The following is a 26,449-nucleotide window of genomic DNA, read 5'->3' on the forward strand; positions in this document are numbered from 1 at the left end:
AAATGAAAATTGTTTTTGCTGGTAGGATAAGGAGTATTTTAATGTTCAATAAGTTTTTTGACCGCTTATTTAACGGTTCTAATGAACGTGATATAAAGAAAATGCGGCAGCTTGTGGAAGAAAAAATCAACCCACAGGAATCAGCATTGAAGAAACTGAGTGATTCTTCTTTGGCAAATAAGACTAATGAGTTTAAGGCACGACTTGCAAAAGGTGAGACTTTGGATGATATTCTGCCAGATGCATTTGCTGTCATAAGAGAAGCTTCCCGCCGTGTGTTAGGAATGAGGCAGTTCGATGTCCAGCTTATCGGCGGTATTATTCTGCACCGTGGCAACATTGCAGAAATGGGTACGGGAGAAGGCAAGACTCTCGTCGCTACGGCACCGGTATATTTGAATGCATTAGAGGGCAAAGGGGCTCATGTTATTACTGTCAATGACTACTTGGCTAAGCGTGATAGTGAATGGATGGGGCAAGTATATAAATTCTTAGGATTATCGGTTGGCCTTATTGTGCATGATTTGGATTTTGAACAGCGAAAAATTGCTTATAATTCAGATATTACTTATGGGACAAACAATGAATTCGGGTTTGATTATTTACGTGACAACATGGTAAGCAGTTTGGATCAAATGGTACAGCGGCCTCTCCATTATTGCTTAATTGACGAAGTAGATAGTATTCTCATTGATGAGGCACGTACGCCGCTTATTATTTCTGGCCCGGGCCAAAAATCTACAGATAATTATTATGTGATGTCTAAATTAGTTCCTCAACTTAAATTAGGAGAGGATTATACCATTGATGAAAAACAGAAAACTGTTGCACCGACTGAAGCCGGCGTGTCAAAAATGGAAAAAATGCTTAAGGTCGATAACCTTTATGATACAGATAATCTGGAACTGAATCATCTTTTTGTACAAGCACTGCGCGCACAGGCCATGATGGAGCGCGACCGTGATTATGTCGTTAAAGATGGAGAAGTTGTTATCGTTGATGAGTTTACAGGACGATTAATGTATGGCCGCCGGTACTCCGACGGACTACATCAAGCTATAGAAGCAAAAGAAGGATTGCAAGTACAACGTGAAAGCCAAACCTTAGCAACGATCACATTTCAAAACTATTTCAGAATGTATGATAAACTGGCAGGCATGACTGGAACGGCAAAAACAGAAGAACAGGAATTTATTAAAATCTACGGGCTTGAAGTTTTCCAAGTTCCTACCAATAGACCTGTCCAACGAAAAGATCTGCCTGATGTTATTTTTAAGACGAAACGTGGCAAATACAGGGCAGTTGTCCGTGAAATTGAAAGGCGCCACGCTACCGGGCAGCCAATGCTTATCGGTACAACGTCTATTGAGCAGTCGGAACAACTGAGTCATATGCTGAAAGAGGCTGGTATTGTCCATAATGTATTAAATGCGAAATATCATGAATTAGAAGCACAAATTGTAGCACAGGCCGGGCAAAAAGGCCAAGTTACTATTGCCACCAACATGGCCGGTAGGGGAACTGATATTGTTTTAGGTGAAGGAGTATCCGAGCTGGGAGGTTTGGCAATCATCGGTACAGAACGTCACGAAAGCCGAAGGATTGACAATCAGCTGCGCGGACGTGCCGGCCGCCAGGGAGACCCCGGTTCCAGTCAATTTTTCTTGTCACTTGAGGATGACTTGCTCCGCATTTTTGGTGGAGATAACATCAAGAAGTTCATGGAAAAAATGGGACTGGAAGAGGATGAAGAAATCAGAAGCAGTATGGTTTCAAGCGCTATCCAGAAAGCCCAAAAGCGGGTAGAGGAAAGAAACTTTGATATCCGAAAATATGTGCTTGAATATGATGATGTTATGAATCAGCAGCGTAAAGTTGTTTATGAACAACGTCGTAAAATCCTTGAAGGCCAGGATATGAAAGACCAAATTTTAAATATGGTAGACATGCTTATCAATCATGGACTGGAAACATATGCGAATCCGAAGCTTTATCCGGAAGAATGGGATTTTGATGCACTGATAAAATATTGTGAAAAGTATTTTCTTGCCCCCGGTGAAGTTAAACTTGATGAAATTGAGAATATGAGCCGCGAAGAAATTGGGCGGAAACTTATGGATATCGCGCATGAAACCTATGAAGCAAGGGAAAAATCTATTGGATCTTCCATGATGCGTGAATTGGAAAAGGCTGTCATGCTTAAGGTTGTTGATTCCAAGTGGATGGAACACTTGGATGATATGGATATGTTGAAAGAAGGAATTGGACTTCGTTCATATGGGCAGCGAAATCCGATTGTTGAATATAAGGTGGAAGCATTTAATATTTTCAGTGAAATGCAGCAGTCTATGATTGAAACAATCATTTTATATCTCTATCATATTCAAATCCAATTTACACCGAGTCCGGAAAATGATGCTCCTTCTAAAAAAGAAAGAATTGATTCTTCTGTGAATAATTCTGAAGTGAGCGAAAATGATAAATGATAATTTTTAATAGATAAAACTGAAAGCGAGATGATTAACAGATGTTGGAAGATTTGAAAAAAACATTGACAGAACTGCTTGAACATGAAAAAGAAATAAGGGATTCACTTTGACTTACCTCAATTAGAGGAGAAAATTAGAAGTTATGATGTAGAAATGAGTGATCCGTCTTTTTGGGAAAACGGAGACCATGCGAAAGAAATATCTCAAAAAGCTACTGAAGCAAAAGCTGCTTATGACACGTATACCCGCCTTTTTGCACGTGCAGAGAGCATAAAAGAATTACTCGATATGGCCATTGAAGAAAATGACCAGGACATGGAAGGTGAACTGGAAGAAGAGATCAATGAGCTAAAAGATATATTAGACAAGAAGGAAATAGAACTGCTCCTAAACGATGAGTACGATGCGAATGATGCAATTATTACTTTTCATGCCGGGGCAGGTGGCACGGAAGCACAGGACTGGACTGAAATGCTGATCCGCATGTACATTAAATGGGCGGAGTCGGAGGGGTTTGTGCTGGAAGAATTGAACATGCTTCCCGGAGATGAAGCGGGTGTCAAAAGTGCAGAGTATATGGTTCGCGGGAAATTTGCCTATGGTTTATTGAAATCCGAGAAAGGCGTTCACCGCTTAGTTCGTATTTCTCCTTTTGACGCGGCAAAGCGGAGGCATACCTCTTTTTCTGCGGTTGATGTAATGCCTGAAATTGGTGACGATATAGAAATTGATTTGAATATGGCTGATGTACGTGTTGATTACTATCGTGCAAGCGGTGCAGGCGGTCAGCATATCAATAAAACAAGTTCTGCAGTGCGAATGACACATATTCCCACGGGAATTGTTGCAGCCTGTCAAAATGAACGTTCCCAGTTTCAAAATAAAGAACAGTGCCTGCGTTTGCTGAAAGCAAAATTGTTTGAACTGGAAATGCAGAAACGCGAACAGGTAAAAAAGGGGATTGAAGGTGAACAGCAGGCCATTGAATGGGGAAGTCAAATACGTTCTTATGTATTCCAGCCGTATACATTGGTGAAGGATAATCGTACCGGTATCGAAACGGGAAACATTCAATCAGTTATGGATGGAGGATTAAACCCATTCATTGAGGGATTCTTGAAGCATAAGAAGTTTAATAATGCGTAGTCCTTATCCCCGATTAATTTGAAGGATTGATTATGATAAAAACTTATCCGCATAATATATTTAAGATATTGGCCGCAATAATACTTCTCGGGGTAATAGCGGCGGGATACATTTCATGGCAGCGATACAATGTAGAAGCTCATGCGACTACTGTTGAAATGGTTTATGATTATAACAACATTTTAGAAAGCGCGTCTGTCGAAAGTACATCTGCAGATGAGCTCTTTTCCCTGTATAAAAGAAGTGGCATTACATCATTGGCTGTATATGATGAAACGCCGAAAAAACTTGCGGATCATGGATATATTGCAGTATATCATGGCTCAGAGCTTATATTGCATATGTCTAATCCGCTTATTCGTGGAAATCGTATTTATATTGCATCTACGAATACTTCTGAGGGTATAGAATATTTTGACGAACTCAAAGGGCAATTGAAACGTCTTTTAAGAAAAGATGATTTTCATATTATTCATTTAAACAACGAAGAATTGCTTGAAATAAATGCCAACTATGAACGCTTTTTAAATATGCCGCTTGGTATATTTAAGACTACTGTAAAAAAGGTGGAACAAACCGGATTATACATAGTTCTTCGGCCGATGAGTGTTCCACATGCAACTCGTGAGGACATAGATCAATTTTTTAGTGTGGTTGATTCATCGGGAAAGATTAGTGCCATACTTTTCCAAGGAAAAGAAGCACTTGGTTACCCGGCACAATTGGAATATTTGTTGGGCGGACTCAAAGAGCGCCATTTACCTGTCGTTTTAATTGAAGCACAAAACCAACTCGGGTTTGAACGGCAGGACGGAACTTTAACATTGTCCAATAAAGACGGCTATAATACTGTTCGTTTATATGCGATGTCTAAAGATGAATTGATTAAACTGGATCCTAAAGAAGCCGCATCACGTTTCTATGTCAGTACCATAGAACGTAATGTCCGGATGAATTTATTCCCTTCATATAAGTTTGCTGCCAATGGAGAAACTTTATCAGAGACAAATGCGCGATATATACACGATGTGACAAACCGGTTGGAAAAACATGGGTTCAATATCGGAAAAGCTTCCGTGATGGAGCCTTATTTCCCATCACGGATACTCCGAGCTGCATCTATAGCTGGAGCAGCCTCTCTTTGCGTGGTAGCAATTCTTTTAATTGTACCTTTTTTAGTTAAGTATGCATGGCCTATAGAAGTCATAGTATTCCTATTCACGCAGACCTTATATTGGACTGGTTATGAGGCCATTCTTCGGCAAGCTCTTGCATTGGGATGTGCGGTTGGTACACCTGTTATCGTGATGTCTTTATTTATGGATTATTGCGTGCAGAAAAAACAAAGTGCTTTTAAAAATATCGGATGGGGACATTTATTTATTGAAGCTGTATTGCTGCTTTGGGGATGCGGAATATTATCCTTAATTGGAGCAATTTATATCAGCGGGATCTTAAGTGATATCCGATTCTTTTTGGAGATGAATATCTTTAGGGGCGTTAAGTTAACTTTTATACTGCCTCTTATTTGTGTTTCTCTTATTTATATTCAAAGATTCCCGTTTTTTGGCAAAGTAGTTGTAACTGATAAAGATTTCATCGGTTTTGTAAAGAAATTTTGCCAAATTGACATTAAATTAGGCGTATTGGCACTTATCAGCCTATTGGGGATTATCGGATTTATATTTATCGGGCGCAGCGGAAATAATGGGGCACCTGTACCTTCGTTTGAAATTTCATTAAGACGTTTTCTTGAAGATATTATGTATGCCCGCCCACGGGAAAAGGAATTCCTGTTCGGGCATCCAGCCATTTTAGCATCATTGGCTGCACTTTATCATCGGTGGCCACAAATTTTACATTATTTTTTAGTTATTGCGATAACAATCGGACAGGGATCCATGGTTGAAACATTTGCTCATATGAGAAGTCCTTTTATCTTAAGTCTAATTAGAGGTATTGATGGATTAGTCGCAGGAACAGCAGTAATGATTATCGTGTTAGCCGGACTCATTATTCTGACACATATAACCGAGTTTTTCGGAGAACGTTATGGAAAAGAATAATATTGTAATTTCCGGATACTATGGATTTAGCAATGCCGGAGATGAGGCCATGTTGTTTGCTGTTCTTCGTGCATTGCATTATGATCCAAAACGTATGCGAATCACTGTTATATCCGGTAATCCCAGACGTACAGAGAATACATTTCGCGTTCATGCGGTATCCCGCTTTGACGGATATTCGATTTTGAAAAGTGTTTATCAATCCGATTTGTTAATCAGCGGCGGCGGAAGCCTGCTTCAGGATGTGACAAGCTGGAAAAGCATGATGTATTACCTGAGTATTATAGGGATGGGAATATTTTTCCGAAAGAAAGTATTTCTTTACTCCCAAGGAATAGGACCGGTCAGATATCATTGGGGACGATGGATTTTGCGTACAGTAATGAACCATGTTGATGCTATAACCGTCCGTGATAGTGAGTCAAAATTTTTTTTGGAACAACTTGGTGTAAAAAACAGGATTTATTACACTGCGGATGCAGTCTTATCCCTATCTCCGGTACCGCATGATATAGGAAGAGAGATTTTAAGAAAGAATCATATTCCCACGAATAAAAAATTGATAGGCATTTCCATTCGGCGGTGGATGAATACTGAAGTATGGACGAAGCAACTAAAAAACTACATTATCAAAATAAACGGGAAAGAAGAATATAATTTTGTCTTCATTCCCATGCAGTTTCCGGAAGACTATAAAACAGCAAAAGAATTCTGTGATAAAATCCCACACACGTTCATCCTTTCCCATTCATATGGAACGGAGGAGTTAATGTCCCTTATTGGGAATTTGGATCTTCTTATTGGAATAAGGCTTCATGCCCTGATCTTTGCGGCTTTAATGCATGTTCCTTTTATTGGTATTTCCTATGATCCGAAAATAGATAGTTTCCTGCAGGCAGTCAATGAAAAAGCAATATTTGGATTAGATGATTTTGATGAAGACAAGTTGTGCGTAAAATCTTCCCGATTATTAGCTTTGCCTAAAGCGGCCTATAATTGGGAAGCTGTAGATATACTCAGAAATAAAGCATGCGAAACAATAAAAATCTTAGAAGAAGTTGCTCAACCAAGGGGGTAAATGATGAATCAACTAACCATGAAAGAAATAAAGTTTCTTAATGAAAAAGCAAAAAATATCAGAATCGACATTTTAAAGTCCATTACAAAGGCAAATTCTGGGCATACCGGCGGCTCTCTTTCTATTGCGGATCTACTGACATTACTTTTTTTTCATGAGATGAATATCAATCCGGCAAATCCCAAGATGGAAAATCGAGACCGTCTGGTCATATCCAAAGGACATGGTGCTCCGGCATTGTATGCTGCTTTAGCGGAGAAAGGATATTTTCCTAAAGAAGAAATGGATTTTTTGCGGCAGATTAATCATATGCTGCAGGGACACCCCGATATGAAACATACCCCTGGTGTGGATATGACAACCGGATCATTGGGACAGGGATTTAGCGCTGCTTGCGGAATGGCACTGGCTGCCAAAATGGATCATGCGGATTGGCGTGTTTATACTATATTGGGAGATGGTGAGCTTGAAGAGGGGCAAATTTGGGAGGCGGCGATGTATGCGGCTCATTACAAATTAGATCATCTGACCGCTTTTATCGATAATAATGGATTACAGATTGATGGAGCTATCACGGATGTAATGTCATCACTTCCCATTGATAAGAAATTCAGTGCTTTTGGATGGCATGTTATTACTGTGAACGGGCATAATATGGCTGAGCTCCATAACGCAATTGAAGAAGCAAGAAATATTAAAGGAAAACCCACAATGATAATTATGAAAACAGTTAAAGGAAAGGGGATTCCCGAAATAGAAGGGAAAGCATCCTGGCATGGAAAAGCACCTTCAAGTGAAGAATGTGAGCGTTTTGTGAAAATGCTGGAGGCGGAATAATGGGTAAAGCGACACGTGATGCATATGGTGAAACTTTAAAAAGATTAGGAAGCACTCATCCTGATATCGTAGTTTTAGATGCGGATTTATCAGAGTCTACAAAAACATCCATATTTGCAAAAAAATTTCCTGATAGATTTTTTGATACAGGTATTGCCGAAGAAAATATGATTGGTATCGCTGCAGGCCTGGCAACGACAGGAAAGATTCCGTTTGCTTCCACCTTTGCCGTATTCGGTGCAGGCAGAGCCTACGAACAGATTAGAAATTCCATATGTTATCCGAATTTAAATGTAAAAATAGCTGTAACCCATGCCGGATTAACGGTGGGTGAAGATGGCGCTACACACCAGATGTTAGAAGATATAGCGCTAATGCGTGCATTGCCCAATATGACAGTTATAGTTCCGGCCGATGCCGCAGAAACAGAAGCGGCTGTAAGATGGGCAGCGGACTATAATGGGCCGGTATATATCCGTATGGGAAGAGCCAAATGTGATGATATCATGGATCCAAAGGTAATTTTTTCTCCCGGAAAGAGTGTTGTACTGAAAGACGGACATGATGTGGCTATCGTTGCTTGTGGGATTATGGTGTCTAAGGCACTTCGTGCTGCTGAAAGTTTAGAAGGAAAAGGGGTATCAGCCCGTGTAATTAATTTAAGCTCTATTAAGCCGATTGATGTCAAAACAATCATAAAAGCCGCGAAAGATACCGGTGCAATCCTTACTTGTGAAGAGCATACAATTATGGGGGGATTAGGAAGCGCAGTGGCGGAAGTGGTTTGCAAAAATAATCCGGTTCCAATGGGAATGGTTGGTACCGAAGATACTTTCGGTGAATCAGGAAAAGCAGAAGACCTTCTTGAAAAATATGGACTTACTGTTAAACATATTGAAGAAGAAGCTATTCGTCTCTTAGAGAGGAAATAAGAATGATTACTTTTGAAAATGTATCCTTGCAATATGATGCCAGACATACGGCGCTTCGTGATATAAATATACAAATCGGTAAAGGTGAATTTGTTTTTGTTGTTGGGCCAAGCGGTGCAGGGAAATCTACTTTTGTTCGAATTATTACTCACGAACTTGTTCCGGAACAAGGTACGGTGTTTGTTAATGGATTAAAAATCAATGACTTAAAACAAAGTAAAGTCCCTTATTATCGTCGTACTTTGGGAATTGTTTTCCAGGATTTCCGACTCTTAACGGAAAAAACTGTTTTTGAAAATATTGCTTTTGTTTTGCGGGTTACCGGAGCTAAAAGTGCGGAGATCCGTGAAAAGGTAAATCGTGTACTTGATCTGGTCGGTCTTAAAGGCCGAGCAAATGAACTGCCCACCAAACTGTCCGGAGGAGAGCAGCAGCGAGTTGCCATTGCAAGAGCTCTTGTCAATCAACCCGTACTTTTAATTGCCGATGAACCTACGGGGAATCTTGACCCTGTAACTTCTGAGGATATTATGAAGCTTTTTAATGAGATTAACCATATGGGGACAACTATTATCATGGTTACGCATAATAAAGAGCTGGTTAATTCCATGCATAAACGCGTTGTCAGCATAGAAGAAGGACATATAATAAGTGACGTAAAAAAAGGAGGTTATGATCTCCATGTTTAGTTCTTTAAGATATTTTTGGAGTGAAGCTTTCAAGTCGTTGTTTCGCAATCAATTCATGGCGATTGCCTCTGTACTTACCGTAACTGTATCTATGTTCATACTGGGCGGTTTTCTTTGCGTAGTGTTAAATATCAACCACATGGCATCCTACCTTGAAAATCAGGTAGAAATGACTGTCTATTTAAAAGAAGGTCTCCGGACAGAACAGGTTATGGATGTCGGCGCCCATCTCAAAAAACTTCCCGGCATAAAAGAAATCAGTTTTACGAATAAAGATCAGGCCATGGCAGATTTTAAAGAGCGCATGGGAAATCAGTCCGCTTTGCTGGATTCTATCAACGGGAATCCGCTTCCCGCCTCTTACCAGGTGTCATTTTATTCTCCGGATGAATTAAAAGCGGCAGTAGATATCGCTAAAACTTATTCATCGGTTGATGCAGTCCAATATGGACAAGATATCATTGACCAACTTTACAAAATTGCACAAATTATCCGTATAAGCGGGATTATGCTTATTTTATTTCTTGCCGGGGCAGAGTTATTTATTATTTCCAATACGATCCGTTTAACAGTTTTCGCGCGGCGTCGTGAAATACAAATTATGAAATATGTGGGGGCAACAAATGGGTTTATTCGTTGGCCGTTCCTTTTTGAAGGAATGATTATCGGTTTTATCGGTTCAAGTATCGCTTCACTTATTTTGTGGCTCGGATATAATGTCATATTGGATGAAATTGCTGAAGCAGGTTTAGTCTTTATTCCTTTAATATCACTATGGCCATTTATGATGTATGTTGTACTTATTCTGATGGCCGCCGGAATTCTGATAGGTGGATCAGGAAGTGCGATTTCGTTGCGTAAATATATGAAGGTCTAAAACATGAAATATAATCGTTGTATGTCGGCAGCTTTAATTTCTGCAATACTTTTTGGAGCTGTCACGCCTGTTGCTGCTGATGAGTTGAATGACAAACTCCAGAATTTACAAGATCAAATAGATGAATCTCGTGCCAAGCAGCAAAGCTGGCAGGAGGTCATCAATGAAATAGCAGGGAAACTTCGTACTATACAAATAGAATTGGATGAAGCAAATCGAAAACTCAAAGCCATTCAGGCAGAACAGTCAGCCGTCAATTTACAGATAAAACAAACGGAAGAAGAGATTAAAAAAGCGGAAGCTTACCTGAAACAGCGCCAGGAAATTCTAAATAAGCGTGTACGGTCTATCTATATGTATGGACAATTAAGTTACCTTGAGGTAATTACCGGGGCAAAAAGTTTCAGTGATTTTGCGAACAGACTTGAACTTTTAAAACGGATCATTCATTCGGATTTTAACCTTATTATCGAAATACAGAAACAAAAAGCAGTAATCGAAGCGAAAAAAGCTGAACTTGAAGAACAGAAAGCCCGTTTGGATGCATTGGCGGCGGAAGCACAAAAGGCTCAAGATGAAGTTGTTGCAAAAAAAGCACAGCAGCAAAAAATCATGGATGAGGCAAGAAGTGAAAAAGAAGCTGCAGCACAAATGGAGGCAGATTTGATTGCTGAAAGTAATAATGTCCGTGAAATGATTCAAAACAGAATCAGGCAGCAGCAATCCGGTGGTATAGATACTCCTGTTGTACATGGAACGGGCGTCTTTATCTGGCCTTGTAATGGTCCGATTACCTCACCATTCGGATATAGGACGCATCCTATTTTCGGAACAACTATTTACCATGCCGGAATTGATATCGGTGTAGATTATGGAACACCAATCCATGCAGCAGATGGTGGTACGGTCATAGCGGCAGAATGGTATGGTGGATATGGTAATGCGGTTATTATTGATCATGGAAATGGATTGCAGAGCTTGTATGGGCATAATAGTTCATTAACCGTATCTGTCGGTGAAACAGTTTCACAAGGGCAGATTATCGCTTATGCCGGATCCACAGGCTATTCCACAGGGCCTCATTGCCATTTTGAGGTTCGTCAAAATGGTGAGGCAGTTGATCCCATGGGTTATTTATAATGCTCAAGTTTGTTTTGAGAAATATGAATAAGATTCTGTTTTGGCTTGGATCTGTCATACTCACTGCTATATTGCTTGTTTTGGGCAGCTTGTACATGTTTACAGACTCTCCTTCTTCATTGATGAAATTTCTATTTACATATCAGGCTGTTAAAGAAAATTATTTTCATGAAGTAACTGATGACGTGCTTTTTGAAGGAGCTTCAAACGGGATGGTTTCCGCTCTGGATGATCCTCATTCAATGATTCTTAGCGGGGATAAATATGAAAGTTTCATGCAATCTACCAGTGGCGAATATGGTGGAATCGGTGTAGTTATAGGTGCCGATCGGAAGAATGTTACCCGGATTATTTCTGTGTTTCCCGGTAGCAGTGCGGAAAAAAATGGTTTACAGTCCGGAGATATTATTAAGCGGGTAAATGATGAAGATGTTTCAGCACTAAGTTTATCGGAAGTTTCTGACCGGGTCCGCGGAGAAGCGGGAACGAGAGTATCCCTTCTGGTTGAGCGTGAAAATGAAGAAAAATTATTTTGGGTTGAACGCTCAAATGTTTCCATGCCAACAGTGCAAAGCCGTCTTATAGATAAAAACATAGGCTATATTCATATCTTTTCATTTGCAAAACATACAGATGAAGAATTTGAAAAGCAATTGGCAAGCGTAAAGGCGCAGGGAGCTGATCGGTTAATTATCGATCTTCGGATGAATCCGGGCGGATTGGTTGATACGGTGATATCCATCATGAATCAGATATTAACCAAGGGCAGAGTTCTCAGCTACCACACCAGAAATGGCGATGACAGAACCTTTGATATCACCGGTATAGAAACTCCGCTACCGATGGTAATTTTGATTGATAGAAACAGTGCCAGTGCCTCTGAAATCTTGGCTGGTGCAGTGCAAGATAAAAAAGAAGGAATTATCATTGGTGAAACGAGTTATGGCAAAGGAACCGTACAATCCGTTATCCAAAATGGGAATAAGTCAGCGTTGAAAATTTCTATTGCAGAATATCGCACAGCTGCCGGGCGGATTATTGATAAAACAGGCATCACCCCTGATATTGCCATAAAGCAGACCGGACATGTTTTTAAGCAAGAAGATGACAACGTTCTTAAAAAAGCAATAGAAGTTTTATCTCAATAAGCTGGAAGCTGCGAGCGAAATCATAGTAATAAATTTCGTTTACAGCTTTTATCTTCATGGGAATCCTGAAAATATGACAGATAAAGTATCTTTCGGGTATAATAAAAATAATCAGTTATATAACAATGAGGTACTTATGTTTATAGACAAGGCAAAAATTATTGTAATTTCCGGTGCCGGCGGAGATGGTATGGTTTCTTTCCGAAGGGAGAAATATGTTCCCCGCGGGGGACCAAGCGGTGGCGACGGCGGTAAAGGCGGATCCGTTTTTATAAGAGCAACTCCTGAATTGAATACGCTTATGAATTTCCGGCGTAAACGAAAATTCGCCGCTGCAAAAGGTGAGAATGGCGGTGCCAAAGAAATGTTCGGCAAAAGCGGAGATGATATTTTTATTGACGTACCGCTGGGAACAATGGTATATGACCAAAGCACAAATGAACTTTTGGCAGATATAACACATGACAAACAAGAAGTTCTCATCGCTAAGGGAGGGAATGGCGGACGTGGAAATTCCCATTTTGCAACCAGTGCTGTACGAGCTCCTGCTTATGCAGAAAAAGGAGAACCTGGTGAAGAGAAAGAGATCCGCCTGGAATTAAAAGTACTTGCGGATGTAGGATTACTTGGATTTCCCAGCGTAGGCAAGTCAAGCTTGATCAGAAAGGTCTCCGGCGCCCGGCCGGAAGTAGCGGCTTACCACTTCACGACTTTGACACCCAGTCTCGGTGTCGTCAATCTTGATGAAATCAGATCTTTTGTAATGGCGGATATTCCGGGATTAATAGAAGGCGCCAGTGAAGGCACTGGTCTTGGGTATGAGTTTCTTCGCCATGTAGAACGAAGCAAGGTTCTGATTCATGTTCTTGATGCTGCCGGAAGCGAAGGACGGGACCCGTATAAAGATTTCCATATCATCAATAATGAGTTAGAAATATATAGTCCTGCTCTTGCAGCAAAAAAACAAATCGTGGCTGCTAATAAAATTGATTTGATTGCAGAAAGTAATATATTGCAGGAACTCCGCCGGAAAATAGAAGCAGAAGGCTATCAATTTTTTCCTATCTGTACATTAACTGGAGAAGGAATTAACCCTCTTTTGGAGGCTGCTTGGAAAATATTACAGGAAACACCTGCTGTGGAATTTGCACCAACGGAAACGACAATTATATATGAATCACCGAAAAATGAGTTTATTATTGAACAAGATCAGGGAGTATTTTCAATAAAGGGGAAACGTGTCGAAAAATTGATTGCCATGACCGATTTTGATAATCCGGTATCTTTGCGGCGTTTCGAAAGAGCCTGGAAATTTATGGGACTTGATAAACTTTTGAAAAAAGAGGGTATTCAAGAAGGTGATACCGTGAATCTCTATGGTGTAGAATTTTCTTTTTCGGACAAGAAAGGATGCTCTGATATACCGGGTGAAAGTGAGGGTAAATCATGCTGACTGGCAAACAAAAACAATATTTAAAAAGTACTGCAGTAGATTTTTCGGCTGTAGTTCAAATTGGTAAAGAGGGAATTACGGATAATGTAATCAACAGTGTAACCGAAGCACTGGCTGCCAGAGAATTAATTAAAGTTAAAATCAATCAGAATTCTGCCGAAAATATCCGTAAGGCAGCAAAACTCCTTTCGGAAGAATCGGGATGTGAAATCGTACAGATTATAGGAAGAAACTGTATTCTTTTCAAGCAGAAGGACAAAAAATCTCATTATGATCTCCCCTGAGAATATCGTAAAAGCTAAAAAGAAAAAACGAATAGTCATTAAGGTGGGAACAAGTTCCCTGACACAGCCCAATGGTAAAGTAAATATTTATTTTATTGATCATTTGGCACGACAGATTTCTGATTTAAGTAATAGAGATATGGATGTTATTCTCGTATCTTCCGGTGCGATCGGTATCGGCATACCGGTATTGGGGTTTGAACATAAACCGAATTATCTTCCTTATAGGCAGGCATGTGCTGCAGTTGGACAGAATATTTTAATGGGTCTTTACGGCAAATGTTTTCACGATTACGGTAAAACCGTGGCACAACTTCTGATGACAAAAGGAGATGCACTAAATACCAAGCGGTATATGCATATGAAAGGAGCGCTTTCCGCATTGCTGGAATTAGGTGTAATTCCTATCATTAATGAAAATGATGCGGTTACAGTAGATGAAATAAAAATAGGAGATAATGATACCCTTTCCGCTATTGTCGCCAGTGTTGCAGAAGCGGACCTGCTCATTCTTCTTTCTGATATCGAAGGACTATATGATAAAGATCCCCATGAGTTTGCAGATGCGCACTTAATACATGATGTACCCCATTTTACCAGGGAGCTTTTCAATGTTGCCGGTGGCGCCGGTTCTGCCCGCGGTACCGGTGGAATGTATACTAAACTGCTTGCAGCAGAAATATGTGTACATTCCGGTATAGATATGGTTATTGCCAAAAGTGATGCAAAGGAAATTTTACAGCGTATCATATCTGGGGAATCCATAGGTACTTTTTTTCATGCAGAAAATGTCCATCCACAAATGAAGCGAAGAGAAATCATTATCGGCTCAAACGTGAGAGGAAAAATATTTATTGATAAAGGCTGTAGTGAAGCTATATTAAACAAAGGTTCCAGTTTGCTTGCTATCGGTATTACAAAAATAGAGGGAATCTTCTCCGAGGGGGATGCAGTTTCCTTATTTTATGAAAACCATGAGATTGCACGAGGAATTTCACATTATGGAAGTGTTGAGCTGGCTCAAATCAAAGGCCTTCATACGAAAGAAATGAGAAATGCACTGGGCACTCCGCCACCATATGATACCGTTATTCATAGAGATAATCTATTGGTAATGCGTTAAAATGAATTTGACTTATAAGTTAAAGCGCTTGATATATTATTATATGTATACGCCAAAAGGAAAATTTGAACTCAGTCATATACGAAGTCTATTTCTTTTCATTTTGATATGTGTAATTATTTTGGAAGTGATATTGTATTTATGGCTAAACGCATAGGTGTATTTGGCGGTTCTTTTAACCCGTTACATATAGGACATCTCATTGTTGCAGAAGCAGCCTGGCAGGAATTTAACTTAGAACAGGTTGTATTTGTGCCAACCGGTGACACTCCTCACAAAAATATGCACCATATCAGTAAAATAGATCGCTTTGAAATGGTAAAGATGGCAATAAAAGAAAATCCTCACTTTTCTATTTCGTCTATAGAAATAGAACGAAAAGGTCTTTCTTATACGGTGGATACTATTAAGCAGCTACACGCTGAATGGGGAAGTGAATATGATATATATTTCATCGCCGGAACGGATGCCGTCGCTGATATGCCAACGTGGAAGTATAATGAGGAATTACTTGATTCCTGTCACTTTATTTGTGCAAGCCGCCCAAGTTCTGAAGAAAGGATAAAACAAGCTGTTGCTTATTTTGGGAAAAAAGGCTGCGAAAAAATTCATTTTCTGCGTACACCTGAATTGGAAATATCATCTACTATTTTACGGAAGTGGATTGCTTCAAATCGTTCTGTAAAATATATGATTCCCGATTCGGTTATCCAGTATATTAATATTCATAATCTTTATAAGGATGAAGAATGAAACTAACAGATATAAAGAAGGACTTAAAAAATAGATTGTCTGAACGGCGGTATGTTCATTCGGCAGGAGTTGCCGCTTCTGCCTATATACTGGCTGAGAAATACGGATATAATCCAAAAAAAGCGGAATTGGCCGGTTGGCTCCATGACTGTGCAAAAGAAATGAAACTTGAAGAAATGCAGGATATCATTGATGAACAAAATCTGCAAGTCGATGAATATATGCGTTCGAGTCGTGCCCTTTTGCATGGACCGGCTGGAAGTATCATGGCAAAAACTATTTATGGAATAAAAGACAGAGATATCCAAAATTCCATCTTTTTCCATACGACAGGACGTCCTCAAATGGAACTATTGGATAAAATAATTTTTTTGGCAGATTATATAGAACCGAGTCGTGATTTTCCCGGCATAAATATTATCAGAAGAAATGCTCAAAAAAATTTGGATACAGCCGTCTTGTCCGCTTATGACGCAACAATCCGTCACTTATTGGACCAAAAAGAGTATATCTATGAATTAACCTTTTTGGGCCGCAATGATTTAATTAAACACATGGGAAATAAATGAAGAAACAGAGGAACATAAAAAGAAAAAGTAAAATTCGCTATGGAAAACTCTTCCTGTTTATAAGTGCGTTGGTTACCGTTTTATTTTTGTTATCTATGGCAATTTTTCGCGGAATTCATTATATTTTGAACGATTTTCATGGGGAAGATAATCCCAAACCAGTATATTACCTCCTTGTAGGAACAGATGCTCAATCTACAGCCCAAGCAGATTTTGTCATGATTGCATCTATCGATAACAATTCTAAAAAGGTAACGCTAATCTCAATTCCGGGAAACACCAAGATTGGGAAAGATGAAAAAAACAATATGACATTGAAATCATCTTTTTCTGAAGGAAATGGGGAAGAAATACAAAGTGCGGTAGAAAATTTATTGCACATTAGAATTAGTCAATATGCAGTATTTGATTACCATGCCTTCAAAAATTTAATTGATAAAACCGGTAATATTGAACTGTATGTAGAAAGGCCCATGTCACACGATGACGAAAACGGCGTTTCAGATATTTGGCTGCACAGGGGATATCAGTCACTTGATGCGGAAAAAGCTTTATCCTATATGCGTTATATAGATGCTTTTGATGGCGAGATCGGTCGCATCCAACGGGAAGAGCGCTTTATTAAAGCAATGATTAGCCAAATGCAGAAAAACTTTTCCTTTGTAAATTGGCTATATGCAAAGTATTATTGGAAGGCGGCAGAAACAAATATAACCTCATCGGATGCAGCGTCTATTGCCTATGAATTAACTAAAATTCCTATAGAAGACATACGTTTCATCATATTGCCGGGGGAAATGCGCAGAATAGATAAACAAAATATATGGATAGCAAACCCGGTGGAAATACAAAAAATTATTGGTGTAACTCTTGGACAGAGTAATGAGTAAGGAGAATATAAATTATGGAGAAAACGTTAGAATTAATTTGTGAAGCACTATCAAATAAAAAAGGGGTATTGATTAAAGTATTGGACGTAAAAGATTTGACATCTATTGCAGACTATTTCATTATTTCATCTGTAATGAATAAAAAGCAGGCCCAGGCATCAGCGGATGAAGTGGAAGAAAAACTGGAAGAAGCCGGAATTAAAGCCATTCGCAAAGAGGGTTATCAGGAAGGGAACTGGATTCTCATGGATTTTGGAGATGTTATTGTTCATATATTTACCGATGAAGAGCGTCAGCATTATGACTTTGATTCACTTTGGAAGGATGCGCCTTCAGAGGATTATTCGCAAAATAAAAATGATAAATAAAATGATAAGCCCTGAAATAAACGTTCCTGCTCTGAAAGAAAATTCCATTGTAGAGCTTCCTGTATCCCGCATCGTGTCTTTTGGCGCATTTTTATCAGCACAAACAGGAAATAATGCCGATGATATCCTATTACATAATGGACAACAAACGTCTGAGATTAAAGAAGGTGATATCGTCAAAGTTTTTCTATATCACGATCCTAAACATCGCCTTACTGCAAGCATGAGACTTCCCAAACTTGAAATAGGGGAGGTCGGGTATGCAGAAGTCATTATGACTACTCGTTTTGGTGCTTTTGTTGATGTGGGAACCGAACGCGGGATATTTCTTCCTTATTCAGAAATGATTGAACCAGTTCAAAAAGGGCAGAAAATTTGGATAAAACTGTATGAAGATAAAACGGGACGTCTTGCCGTAACAACACATGTTGAAGAAGATATCAGACGTTTGGCACGTCCTTGCAAGGAACTCAACGTGGGTGATAAAATAACCGGAACTGTCTATAACATAACCCGACAGGGAATCTTTATTATAACAAGAGAACGGTGGATAGGATTCTTACATAACAGTAACATAAATACAGTTATCAAATTAGGCCAGGAGCTCATCGGAAGAATTACCTTTATTCGTGAAGACGGACATGTCAACATTTCTCTCCGCCAAACGAAAGAAAGGGAAATGAATCACGATATGGCAGTATTGATTGATTGTATGAATCAACATAATGGACTATTGCCATATACAGATAAAAGCGATTCTAAACTTATAAAACTCAATTTGAGGATGAGTAAGTCTGCATTCAAAAGAGCAGTAGGACATCTTCTGAAAACTAATCAAATCATAATGACTGAAGGTAAAATTCGATTAAAAAGATAACAAAAAAAGATGTGCCTGCAACAATCCGCAGATACATCTCTTTTTTGGTTATAAACAGGTGGCAATCAATAATGCCTGTATAAACCAATAACTTTCCCTCGAATCTTTACGTCTCGCGAAATAATCGGTTCATAATCATCATTTTCCGGTTGTAAACGAATATGATCAGCTTCGCGGAAAAAACGTTTAACCGTTGCGTCATCATTACCGACTAATGCCACTACGATATCACCATTACGAGCAGTTTCCTGTTCAGCAACAATCAAATAATCACCTTCTTGAATACCAGCGTTAATCATACTGTCTCCGCGGACAACAAGCATAAAACAATTAGTATCACTGCCAACCAATTCTGCAGGCAATGGAAAAACAGTCTCAATTTGTTCATCTGCGAAAACGGGATCACCGGCACGAACTGCACCGACCATAGGCATGGGAAGCATTTTCTTTCTATGCCAGGCCTGATCATTGATTACTTCAATAGCACGTGAACTGGATGGATCTTTTTTGATCATACCTAAATCAGAAAGACGTGACAAATATCCATGGACGGTGGATGTAGAACGCAAGCCAACTGCTGTACAAATTTCACGAACCGTGGGGGGAAATCCGTCCTCCCATGTCTTTTTGCGAATATAATCCAGTATGCTTCGTTCTCGAGTTGTTAATTCTCTTTGGAGACCTAATTTCTTGCCCAAGATTGGATACTCCTTTCACCTTTCATTTTAATATCAGGTAATTCTATAATATTTAATTTAATTATAACGTAATAAAATTAATAAATCAAACAAAAGTTCACCCTTATTGCGTTGTGGAGGAAAAGTTAGGGCTAATAACAAATCAAATATAGATTCCCTATTGACCAAACATTTATTCTGTTATATTATTTATACAGAAAATATGTTCTACAAAAATATGTTCTGTTTTGAGAGCAAAGGGGAAAATGATTATGGGTAAAGTTTTATTTTTATTTATCACAGCGGTCTTATTATGCGGTTGGGGAGTCAATGCATCAGTTCTATCGGACAATTATGTCTATAAAGAAATTATTATTAAAGAGAATGATACCTTATGGGATATAGCGGCAAAGGAAACCGATAACCGCATGGATATCAGAGAATACATATATACAGTTAAACGGTTAAATGCTATAAAAAATTCAGGTAACTTAGTTCCCGGTCAAACAATACGTTTGCCAATGATATCCAAGTAATTATATATGGAAAGCCAAGAACGCATGTTCTTTTGACATTTTGTGCTGTCATATGAACATACGTTCTTTATTTTTTTGAAATAAGAAGTCTCATCCTTTATCGTTCTTCTGAAATATCATTGTAATCGGGTTATTTGTAAATAAATCAGCTTCATTAATATAGTGCCGTACCATTTCAACAGAACGATGACGTGTCTGTTTCATAATTAGACGTTCTTCTACACCGTGAAGTGCTGCATAAGTTGCAAAACCGTGTCTTAAACTATGAGCACCATATAATTCAACAGGCAGGCCGATAAGCTCGATATATTTCTTTACAAGCAAATTAATACTTTTATCACTTAACCTGTGGGATGAAAGCCTTCCGTTTTTCAGGATTCTTCTGAATAATGGCCCGGAAGTAATTTGAGTCTCTTGAATCCATTTATTAAGAGCAACAATAGCGCACATATTAGGATTCTTTAAGTAGGGGATACCGACCTGTTGCCCGACTTGTTCCTGATCGGTTTTAGAATGTTTTAAGGTGACAATAATTCCCTGTGGATATCTGGTGATGTCTTCAAAATCCAAGCCGGAAAGTTCACTTCTTCTAAACGCCCCCAGGAAACCTAAGAGGAGAATCGCCTTATCCCTTATTCCTGACAGGCTGTCAGTATCTATGTAAGAAATCATTTGCTCCAATTCTTCCCAGTAAATAGGAGTCTTACCCTTTTGCATAGCACCCTTCGTCCGTGTAAGACCAATCATTGTTTCCCTGACAATCCAGACTCGACAGGGATTTTGTTCAGAAAATCCGGCTGCATTATAATTTTCTGAAATAGCGCTTATGCGACGTCTGATTGTAGAAATTTTTGCATAATCAGCTAAATCATTAATATAATTTACAATCGTTTCTACGGTGGCAGGGAAGGCCGATACCTTATGATATTTACACCAGTCACAAAAATCATTCCAGTCTGATTCATAAGCATCAACGGTATTTACCGCTTTTGTTTCGGAGAGCGTTTCTTTACTTTTATCAGACAGTCTTAAATTATCTTTTGTCTGGATGATATTCCGTAAATAAAAATGTTTTTCAGGCACTTACATTCCTCCATATATCAAAATAATATAGCCGTTTTAGTTCCGATAATTTAATGTTATCGGAAGTAAAGTTGCGTAAAGAGAAAATATACCCGTTTCCATCAGATCCAATATATTCTCTTTATATTTAATTATGGTTACGTAATATTTAATTATGGTTACGTAAAAGAATACAATTCTTTTGTAACACGAGATACTTCAGCAAAAACTCGTTCAGTATCAATTGTAAGAAGCTCTTTGTTCCGCATAACAAGATTTCCATTAATCATTACAGTATCTACATCCATAGAATTTCCAGCATATGCAGCCAAAGATATACTGTCAAACCGTGGATGCCAATGAAAACCGCTTTGATCTATTAAAATAATATCTGCAAGATATCCCGGTTCTAATTTACCTAAATTATCATATCCAAGACACTTAGCACCTTCTATGGTCCCCATATCAATAGCTTCCTTTGCAGTAACCGCAAAGGGATCATAATTATTTGCTTTATGGATAAGCGCAGCCAAGCGCATTTCCGCAAACATATCCAATTTATTGTTACTGGCCGCACTATCCGTCCCAAGACCGACAGTAATTCCAGAATTTCTCATCTTTATAACTGGTGCAATACCAGACGCCAATTTTAAATTACTCCCCGGATTATGTGCGACACAGACATGTTTTTGAGCCATGATCTTTATATCATTATTGTTAACATGTACACAATGTGCTGCCAATATAGGCCGTTCAAAAAGCCCAAGATTATCCATCAAAGCAATTGGTGTTAATCCATATTCTTTCAGGCAATTATCAACTTCTCCTTTTGTCTCACAAAGATGTATATGGATTGGAATGTTATATTTTTCAGCTGCATCTCTAACTTTCTTTATATACTCCGGTGGACAGGTATATGGCGCGTGTGGGCCAAGCATCACCTTAAATCGTCCATCACCCGCTCCATCCCATTTCTTAAAAAGTTCTATGTTCTCCTGTAGAGCTGAGGAAGCGTTAGGACTGACACCGGCAAGCCCTCTTGCGAGATTCCCACGCATTCCCGCTTTCTCAGCAGCTTCTCCACAGGCATTCATAAACATATACATATCACAGAATGATGTTGTACCGCCGCGAATCATTTCCGCAAATGCAAGCATACTTCCCCAATAAACAATATCATCATTTAAGTGTTCCTCTACCGGCCATATTTTATTTTGTAGCCAATCCATCAGTGCCAGATCGTCAGCATAACTTCGGAATAAGGTCATTGCTACATGGGTATGCGTATTTACAAGTCCCGGTAAGGCAAGCATATTTTGGCCATCAATGACTTCGTTATAATCCTCATTTCGGGGATGCTTGGGAAATTCCCTAATCAATTTTCCATCGACTACAATATTACTATGTTCATGGATTTCTCCATTTTGATATAATGCGACATCTTTTAATAAAATAGACATGTAGCCCCCCTCAGTCTAATCCCAGGTATTCCTTTTGTTTATCAGATAAAGTATCAATCTCATATCCCATAGATTTCAATTTGATTTCTGCTACTTTTTCATCTAATTCTCTCGGGAGTAGGTACAATTGGGGCCGCAGTTCTTTTTCATGTTCACAAAGGTATGAAACAGCCAATGCCTGCATAGCAAAAGATAAATCCATAATTTCCACAGGATGACCATCCCCTGCTGCCAGATTAACCAATCGCCCTTCAGCCATTAAATAAATGGTATTCCCATTAAGAAGAATATATGCTTCGATATTTTTTCTTGCTTCATAATGAGAGTCAGAAATACGCTCTAAATCCTTTCGGCTGACCTCGCAATCAAAATGTCCGGCATTCGCACAAATTGCACCATCTTTCATTTCCATAAAATGTTTTTCCGTAATAATGTCTATGTCACCGGTAACTGTTAAAAAAATATCTCCATATCTTGCTGCCTTTTTCATAGGCATTACCTCAAAGCCGTCAAAAACTGCTTCAATTGCTTTAATTGGATCTACTTCTGTAACAATAACATGGGCGCCCAACCCTTTAGCACGCATAGAAACGCCCTTTCCACACCATCCATACCCCGCTACAACAACGGTTTTTCCTGTTACTGTTAAATTGGTACTGCGAATCACCCCGTCCCATACAGATTGTCCTGTCCCATATCTATTATCAAATAAATACTTACAATAAGAATCATTGACTGCTATCATAGGGAATGCCAATTTATTTTCTTTTTCCAATGCCTTTAAGCGATATATGCCGGTCGTTGTTTCCTCAGATCCACCAATCAGATTCTTTTTTGCGTCTGTTCTGTTGGAATGAAGTAAATGAACCAGATCCCCACCGTCATCAATGATAATATGCGGCATATGATCTAGCGCCTTATTCAGGAACATGGTATATTCCTCGTCAGTACACCCATGCCATGCGTAAACAGTTATACCCTGATTTACGAGACCTGCAGCAATCGGATCTTGTGTAGATAATGGATTACTTCCGGTCACGATGACATCCGCGCCCGCAGACTGCAGCGTAAGTGCCAAATATGCCGTTTTTGCCTCCAAGTGAATGGACATTACAATGGTCTTTCCTTTTAATGCCTGATTATTTATAAAATCTCTTTTCAGTGCATTCAATGCCGGCATAAATTTTCCCACCCAGCGAATCCGTTGAAGTCCTTCTTCGGCCAAAGATATGTCTCGAATCATAGAATCATTCATATTTTAAACTCCTTTCAAACTGTTTGATAGATATATAGTAAGGCGCCTTTAATGCCCCTTTTTCGGTAATAATTCCTGTAATCAGTTCATTTGGTGTTATATCAAATGAGGGATTGTAAACAGGAATATTCTTAGGTGCGATATAAATCCCCTGAACCATACGAACTTCATCAGGATTTCTTTCTTCAATTGGTATATCCTTACCGGAAGAAATGGAAAAATCAAATGTAGAAAATGGCGCTGCTACATAAAATGGAATCTGATGATATTTACATAGTACAGCAATTCCATATGTCCCTATTTTATTAGCCGTATCTCCATTACCTGCAATTCGATCTGCCCCTACGATTACAGCATCAATTTTTTTTCGTTTCATTACATCTGCTGCCATACTATCTGATATAAGACGGACAGGAATCTGACTGCTTACCAACTCGACTGCTGTCAGCCTTGCCCCTTGGAGCAGTGGTCTTGTTTCATCGACATAGACACAAGATAGTTGACCATGCTGATGCAGACGTGTGATTACACCCAAAGCAGTTCCGATTCCTGCGGTCGCCAATGCTCCAGCATTACAATGCGTCAGTATTTTCAAATGCTTTTTACCCTTAAAAATATCTGCGCCCTGATCAGCAATTCGGCTGCATATTTCTTTATCCTGCCTTTCTATTTCATTTGCTTTTCTTAGCAGCGCTCCATAAATATTTTCCAGTTTTGTGTTTTTAAAAACTTTAATCATTTCATCAACTGCCCAAAATAGGTTAACTGCTGTAGGTCTCGCCATTTTCATTGTGTCGGCAGCATATAAAAATCGCTTTTCAATTGTGGCGATATCTTGACAATCTCTTGATAAATTCTGATAAGCCAGAAGCATTCCATAAGCAGCGGCTATACCAATAGCGGGAGCTCCCCTTACGACAAGATTTTTTATGGCATCAGCCACCTTTAGGTAATCACTATATTCCAGATATACATATGTTCCAGGCAAACGTGTTTGATCAAGCAAATACAGTTTATTATCTTTCCATTCCAAGGAATGTATTATCATAAGCAGAATCCCCCGAAATCCTTACCTGCATGACGGCACTCACAATCAAGCGTTGTATCAAAAGATTCGCAAATCATCATCGTAATTTTACGAAAGCTTTCGATATTCCGATCCATGCACTCAACGACCTCTTTATGAGTAAGTATCGTCGGTGAAATTCCCGCCGCAAAATTGGTAACCATTGAAATAGTCGCATAGCACATTTCCGCTTCTCTTGCCAATTGGCACTCCGGTACATTGGTCATTCCTACCACATCTGCTCCCCAAAGCCTAAATGTCTTTATTTCCGCCGGAGTCTCAAATCGTGGTCCTTCCGTACATATATATGTACCATTAGGATGAATAGTAATTTCATTTTTCATTCCAGCTTGAATAATCACATTCCTTAAGGTTTGACAGTAAGGATTTGTCATATCAATATGAGCAACACCACGGAATTCTCCATCAAAGAAAGTTCCATTCCTTGATTTCGTCATATCTAAGAACTGATCAATCAGTACAAGTTCGCCCGGTTTATATTCCGGGTTTAAAGAGCCTACCGCAGTAGTTGAAACTATGGAAGAAACTTCTAACATTTTTAACGCGTATATATTTGCACGATAATTTATTTTATGCGGAGGAATAGTATGCCCTGTACCATGCCGAGCTAAAAATACGATTTCTTTCCCCTTAAAATACCCAATTTGACAAGCCGCTTGTCCAAAAGGGGTATTTATTATTTCCGAACGAATATCGGATAATATCCCGGCATCATACACGCCGGTACCACCAATAAATGCCAGTTTATTCATTGCGTTATACTTCCTTCCTTCTGAAACCAATGTTGAAGCGTCTCTCTTGATATTTTTCGGATCTTACCACAATAATGACATGAAATTTCAATATATTCGTCTTTCAGCAAAGAAACTCTTTCAGATTTCGGCAATGCCACAAGCGCCGTTTTTATCCGTTCTTCCGAACACGTACAGCAAAATGCGACCGGTGCCTCTTTAATTATTGAAAACCCGCCTTCTTTTATAAGTGTTTCCAATTCGTGCCCCTGGAATAATCCTTCCTTGGAAAATAAATGGTTTCTATTTCTGAAGTATTGAGTGAATTTTTTCTTATTCCCTTCCGGCAGCAGCTGGGCAAAAATACCGGCGGCACGCGTTATTTTTTTCTCCGGTGATACAGCTGCTGTAACAAAAATGAAAGATTTTATTTGGTCAGACTGTTTTAAATATTGTCCAAGGCATTCAGAAATATTACCAAAAGATAAATTTATACGGCTACTATAAGGAGTCCGTACTAAGGAATATCTTGTAACGGTAAGTTGTGCTTTATCACTGATGAGGAGCTTTTCATTATGTGATGTCACCGGAAGATTATCATCAGCAGTGTCCACATAACCACGTATAAAATACCTTTCATAGGCATCAGCATGAATAGATCCCAAAATAGAATTTGTTTGCCAAAGAATACTGATTCCTTCATGATTCTTAAAATCCGTCGCAAGTACAGATGTACCGGCCAGAATTTTCCCCATAATCACTGCTGTTAAAGTAGGCAGATGATGTAACTCCTGTACCTTTGCGGCAGCAGAAGAAACATCAGAAACAGTTATACGAATTCCTGACATGCTTAAATAATGTTGAATTGTATTAATTTTAATCAATTTTCTCTCCGGATATCTTGAATATTTGAACAAATTTA

At 39.0% G+C, this 26,449-nt stretch carries 26 protein-coding genes; 19 read left to right on the top strand and 7 right to left on the bottom strand.

From position 1 onward, the window contains the following. The first annotated feature begins 41 nt into the window (after positions 1–41). From secA to GCWU000321_RS00920, 18 genes are all read left to right on the top strand, one after another. The gene (secA, locus tag GCWU000321_RS00835) at positions 42–2,486 is read left to right on the top strand and encodes a preprotein translocase subunit SecA (protein ID WP_040381064.1); all 2,445 of its coding nucleotides are present in this window, start codon (positions 42–44) and stop codon (positions 2,484–2,486) included. Between the two features lie 41 nt (positions 2,487–2,527). Further along, positions 2,528–3,635, top strand: a protein-coding gene (prfB, locus tag GCWU000321_RS00840; protein WP_374043407.1) for a peptide chain release factor 2 whose coding sequence is annotated in 2 segments (ribosomal slippage) — positions 2,528–2,596 and positions 2,598–3,635 — 1,107 coding nt in all. Because the reading frame shifts where the segments join, the coding sequence is not laid out codon by codon here. Positions 3,636–3,667: 32 nt separating this feature from the next. After that, positions 3,668–5,701 carry a DUF5693 family protein gene (locus tag GCWU000321_RS00845; RefSeq protein WP_007069166.1) on the top strand — a complete coding sequence of 678 codons (2,034 nt, stop codon included), beginning with the start codon at positions 3,668–3,670 and terminating at the stop codon, positions 5,699–5,701. Continuing rightward, positions 5,688–6,779, top strand: a complete 1,092-nt coding sequence (gene csaB, locus GCWU000321_RS00850; RefSeq protein WP_007069167.1) for a polysaccharide pyruvyl transferase CsaB — start codon at positions 5,688–5,690, stop codon at positions 6,777–6,779. Before GCWU000321_RS00845 ends, csaB begins: the two co-directional genes overlap by 14 nt. 3 nt (positions 6,780–6,782) lie before the next feature. Further along, positions 6,783–7,616 (top strand): transketolase, encoded by an 834-nt coding sequence (locus GCWU000321_RS00855; protein ID WP_022026899.1) that lies wholly within the window; start codon positions 6,783–6,785, stop codon positions 7,614–7,616. Then, positions 7,616–8,548: a transketolase family protein gene (locus GCWU000321_RS00860; protein WP_007069169.1), complete on the top strand. Its 933-nt coding sequence runs from the start codon at positions 7,616–7,618 to the stop codon at positions 8,546–8,548. Before GCWU000321_RS00855 ends, GCWU000321_RS00860 begins: the two co-directional genes overlap by 1 nt. 2 nt (positions 8,549–8,550) lie before the next feature. Further along, positions 8,551–9,237, top strand: a complete 687-nt coding sequence (ftsE, locus tag GCWU000321_RS00865; RefSeq protein ID WP_007069170.1) for a cell division ATP-binding protein FtsE — start codon at positions 8,551–8,553, stop codon at positions 9,235–9,237. Further along, positions 9,230–10,114: a permease-like cell division protein FtsX gene (ftsX, locus tag GCWU000321_RS00870; protein ID WP_007069171.1), complete on the top strand. Its 885-nt coding sequence runs from the start codon at positions 9,230–9,232 to the stop codon at positions 10,112–10,114. Before ftsE ends, ftsX begins: the two co-directional genes overlap by 8 nt. Before the next feature lie 3 nt (positions 10,115–10,117). Beyond that, positions 10,118–11,254 (top strand): murein hydrolase activator EnvC family protein, encoded by a 1,137-nt coding sequence (locus GCWU000321_RS00875; RefSeq protein ID WP_040381066.1) that lies wholly within the window; start codon positions 10,118–10,120, stop codon positions 11,252–11,254. A gap of 23 nt (positions 11,255–11,277) precedes the next feature. Further along, the gene (locus GCWU000321_RS00880) at positions 11,278–12,402 is read left to right on the top strand and encodes a S41 family peptidase (protein ID WP_169303242.1); all 1,125 of its coding nucleotides are present in this window, start codon (positions 11,278–11,280) and stop codon (positions 12,400–12,402) included. Positions 12,403–12,538: 136 nt separating this feature from the next. Then, complete coding sequence (gene obgE, locus GCWU000321_RS00885) at positions 12,539–13,855, top strand: GTPase ObgE (RefSeq protein WP_040381700.1); 1,317 nt, start codon at positions 12,539–12,541, stop codon at positions 13,853–13,855. Next, positions 13,849–14,139 (top strand): ribosome assembly RNA-binding protein YhbY, encoded by a 291-nt coding sequence (yhbY, locus tag GCWU000321_RS00890; protein WP_007069175.1) that lies wholly within the window; start codon positions 13,849–13,851, stop codon positions 14,137–14,139. The genes obgE and yhbY overlap by 7 nt, the downstream gene beginning before the upstream one ends. Then, the gene (gene proB, locus GCWU000321_RS00895; protein WP_007069176.1) at positions 14,126–15,262 is read left to right on the top strand and encodes a glutamate 5-kinase; all 1,137 of its coding nucleotides are present in this window, start codon (positions 14,126–14,128) and stop codon (positions 15,260–15,262) included. The genes yhbY and proB overlap by 14 nt, the downstream gene beginning before the upstream one ends. 141 nt (positions 15,263–15,403) lie before the next feature. Beyond that, on the top strand, positions 15,404–16,015 hold the full coding sequence (nadD, locus tag GCWU000321_RS00900) for a nicotinate-nucleotide adenylyltransferase (RefSeq protein ID WP_022026903.1): 612 nt from the start codon (positions 15,404–15,406) through the stop codon (positions 16,013–16,015). Then, the gene (yqeK, locus tag GCWU000321_RS00905; protein ID WP_007069178.1) at positions 16,012–16,584 is read left to right on the top strand and encodes a bis(5'-nucleosyl)-tetraphosphatase (symmetrical) YqeK; all 573 of its coding nucleotides are present in this window, start codon (positions 16,012–16,014) and stop codon (positions 16,582–16,584) included. The genes nadD and yqeK overlap by 4 nt, the downstream gene beginning before the upstream one ends. Then, positions 16,581–17,474, top strand: a complete 894-nt coding sequence (locus tag GCWU000321_RS00910) for an LCP family protein (protein WP_007069179.1) — start codon at positions 16,581–16,583, stop codon at positions 17,472–17,474. The genes yqeK and GCWU000321_RS00910 overlap by 4 nt, the downstream gene beginning before the upstream one ends. 14 nt (positions 17,475–17,488) lie before the next feature. Continuing rightward, positions 17,489–17,842 carry a ribosome silencing factor gene (gene rsfS, locus GCWU000321_RS00915; RefSeq protein WP_007069180.1) on the top strand — a complete coding sequence of 118 codons (354 nt, stop codon included), beginning with the start codon at positions 17,489–17,491 and terminating at the stop codon, positions 17,840–17,842. Between the two features lies 1 nt (position 17,843). Beyond that, a complete protein-coding gene (locus tag GCWU000321_RS00920) occupies positions 17,844–18,719 on the top strand; it encodes a CvfB family protein (RefSeq protein WP_040381706.1) in 876 nt (291 codons plus the stop codon). 65 nt (positions 18,720–18,784) lie between these two features. On the opposite strand, the gene lexA is transcribed toward GCWU000321_RS00920, so the two are convergent. Next, complete coding sequence (lexA, locus tag GCWU000321_RS00925) at positions 18,785–19,420, bottom strand: transcriptional repressor LexA (RefSeq protein WP_156777721.1); 636 nt, start codon at positions 19,418–19,420, stop codon at positions 18,785–18,787. Between the two features lie 248 nt (positions 19,421–19,668). Here lexA and GCWU000321_RS00930 point away from each other — a divergent pair, with 248 nt between their 5' ends. Further along, a complete protein-coding gene (locus GCWU000321_RS00930) occupies positions 19,669–19,932 on the top strand; it encodes a LysM peptidoglycan-binding domain-containing protein (RefSeq protein WP_156777722.1) in 264 nt (87 codons plus the stop codon). Positions 19,933–20,022: 90 nt separating this feature from the next. Here the strand turns inward: GCWU000321_RS00930 and GCWU000321_RS00935 are convergent, their stop codons facing one another. The 6 genes from GCWU000321_RS00935 to GCWU000321_RS00960 form a co-directional block, all read right to left on the bottom strand. Then, positions 20,023–21,015, bottom strand: a complete 993-nt coding sequence (locus GCWU000321_RS00935; protein ID WP_007069184.1) for a site-specific integrase — start codon at positions 21,013–21,015, stop codon at positions 20,023–20,025. 158 nt (positions 21,016–21,173) lie between these two features. Then, entirely contained in the window at positions 21,174–22,454 is a 1,281-nt protein-coding gene (locus GCWU000321_RS00940; protein ID WP_007069185.1) for an amidohydrolase, read from the bottom strand. 10 nt (positions 22,455–22,464) lie between these two features. Next, positions 22,465–23,709 (bottom strand): adenosylhomocysteinase, encoded by a 1,245-nt coding sequence (locus GCWU000321_RS00945; protein WP_007069186.1) that lies wholly within the window; start codon positions 23,707–23,709, stop codon positions 22,465–22,467. Next, entirely contained in the window at positions 23,702–24,757 is a 1,056-nt protein-coding gene (gene mtnA / locus GCWU000321_RS00950) for an S-methyl-5-thioribose-1-phosphate isomerase (protein ID WP_007069187.1), read from the bottom strand. Before mtnA ends, GCWU000321_RS00945 begins: the two co-directional genes overlap by 8 nt. Next, complete coding sequence (gene mtnP, locus GCWU000321_RS00955) at positions 24,754–25,548, bottom strand: S-methyl-5'-thioadenosine phosphorylase (protein WP_007069188.1); 795 nt, start codon at positions 25,546–25,548, stop codon at positions 24,754–24,756. Before mtnP ends, mtnA begins: the two co-directional genes overlap by 4 nt. After that, a complete protein-coding gene (locus tag GCWU000321_RS00960; protein WP_040381068.1) occupies positions 25,545–26,411 on the bottom strand; it encodes an Hsp33 family molecular chaperone HslO in 867 nt (288 codons plus the stop codon). Before GCWU000321_RS00960 ends, mtnP begins: the two co-directional genes overlap by 4 nt. Positions 26,412–26,449: the final 38 nt, after the last annotated feature.

Origin of the sequence: Dialister invisus DSM 15470 (assembly GCF_000160055.1) — a bacterium.
GTDB classification, from domain to species: domain Bacteria; phylum Bacillota; class Negativicutes; order Veillonellales; family Dialisteraceae; genus Dialister; species Dialister invisus.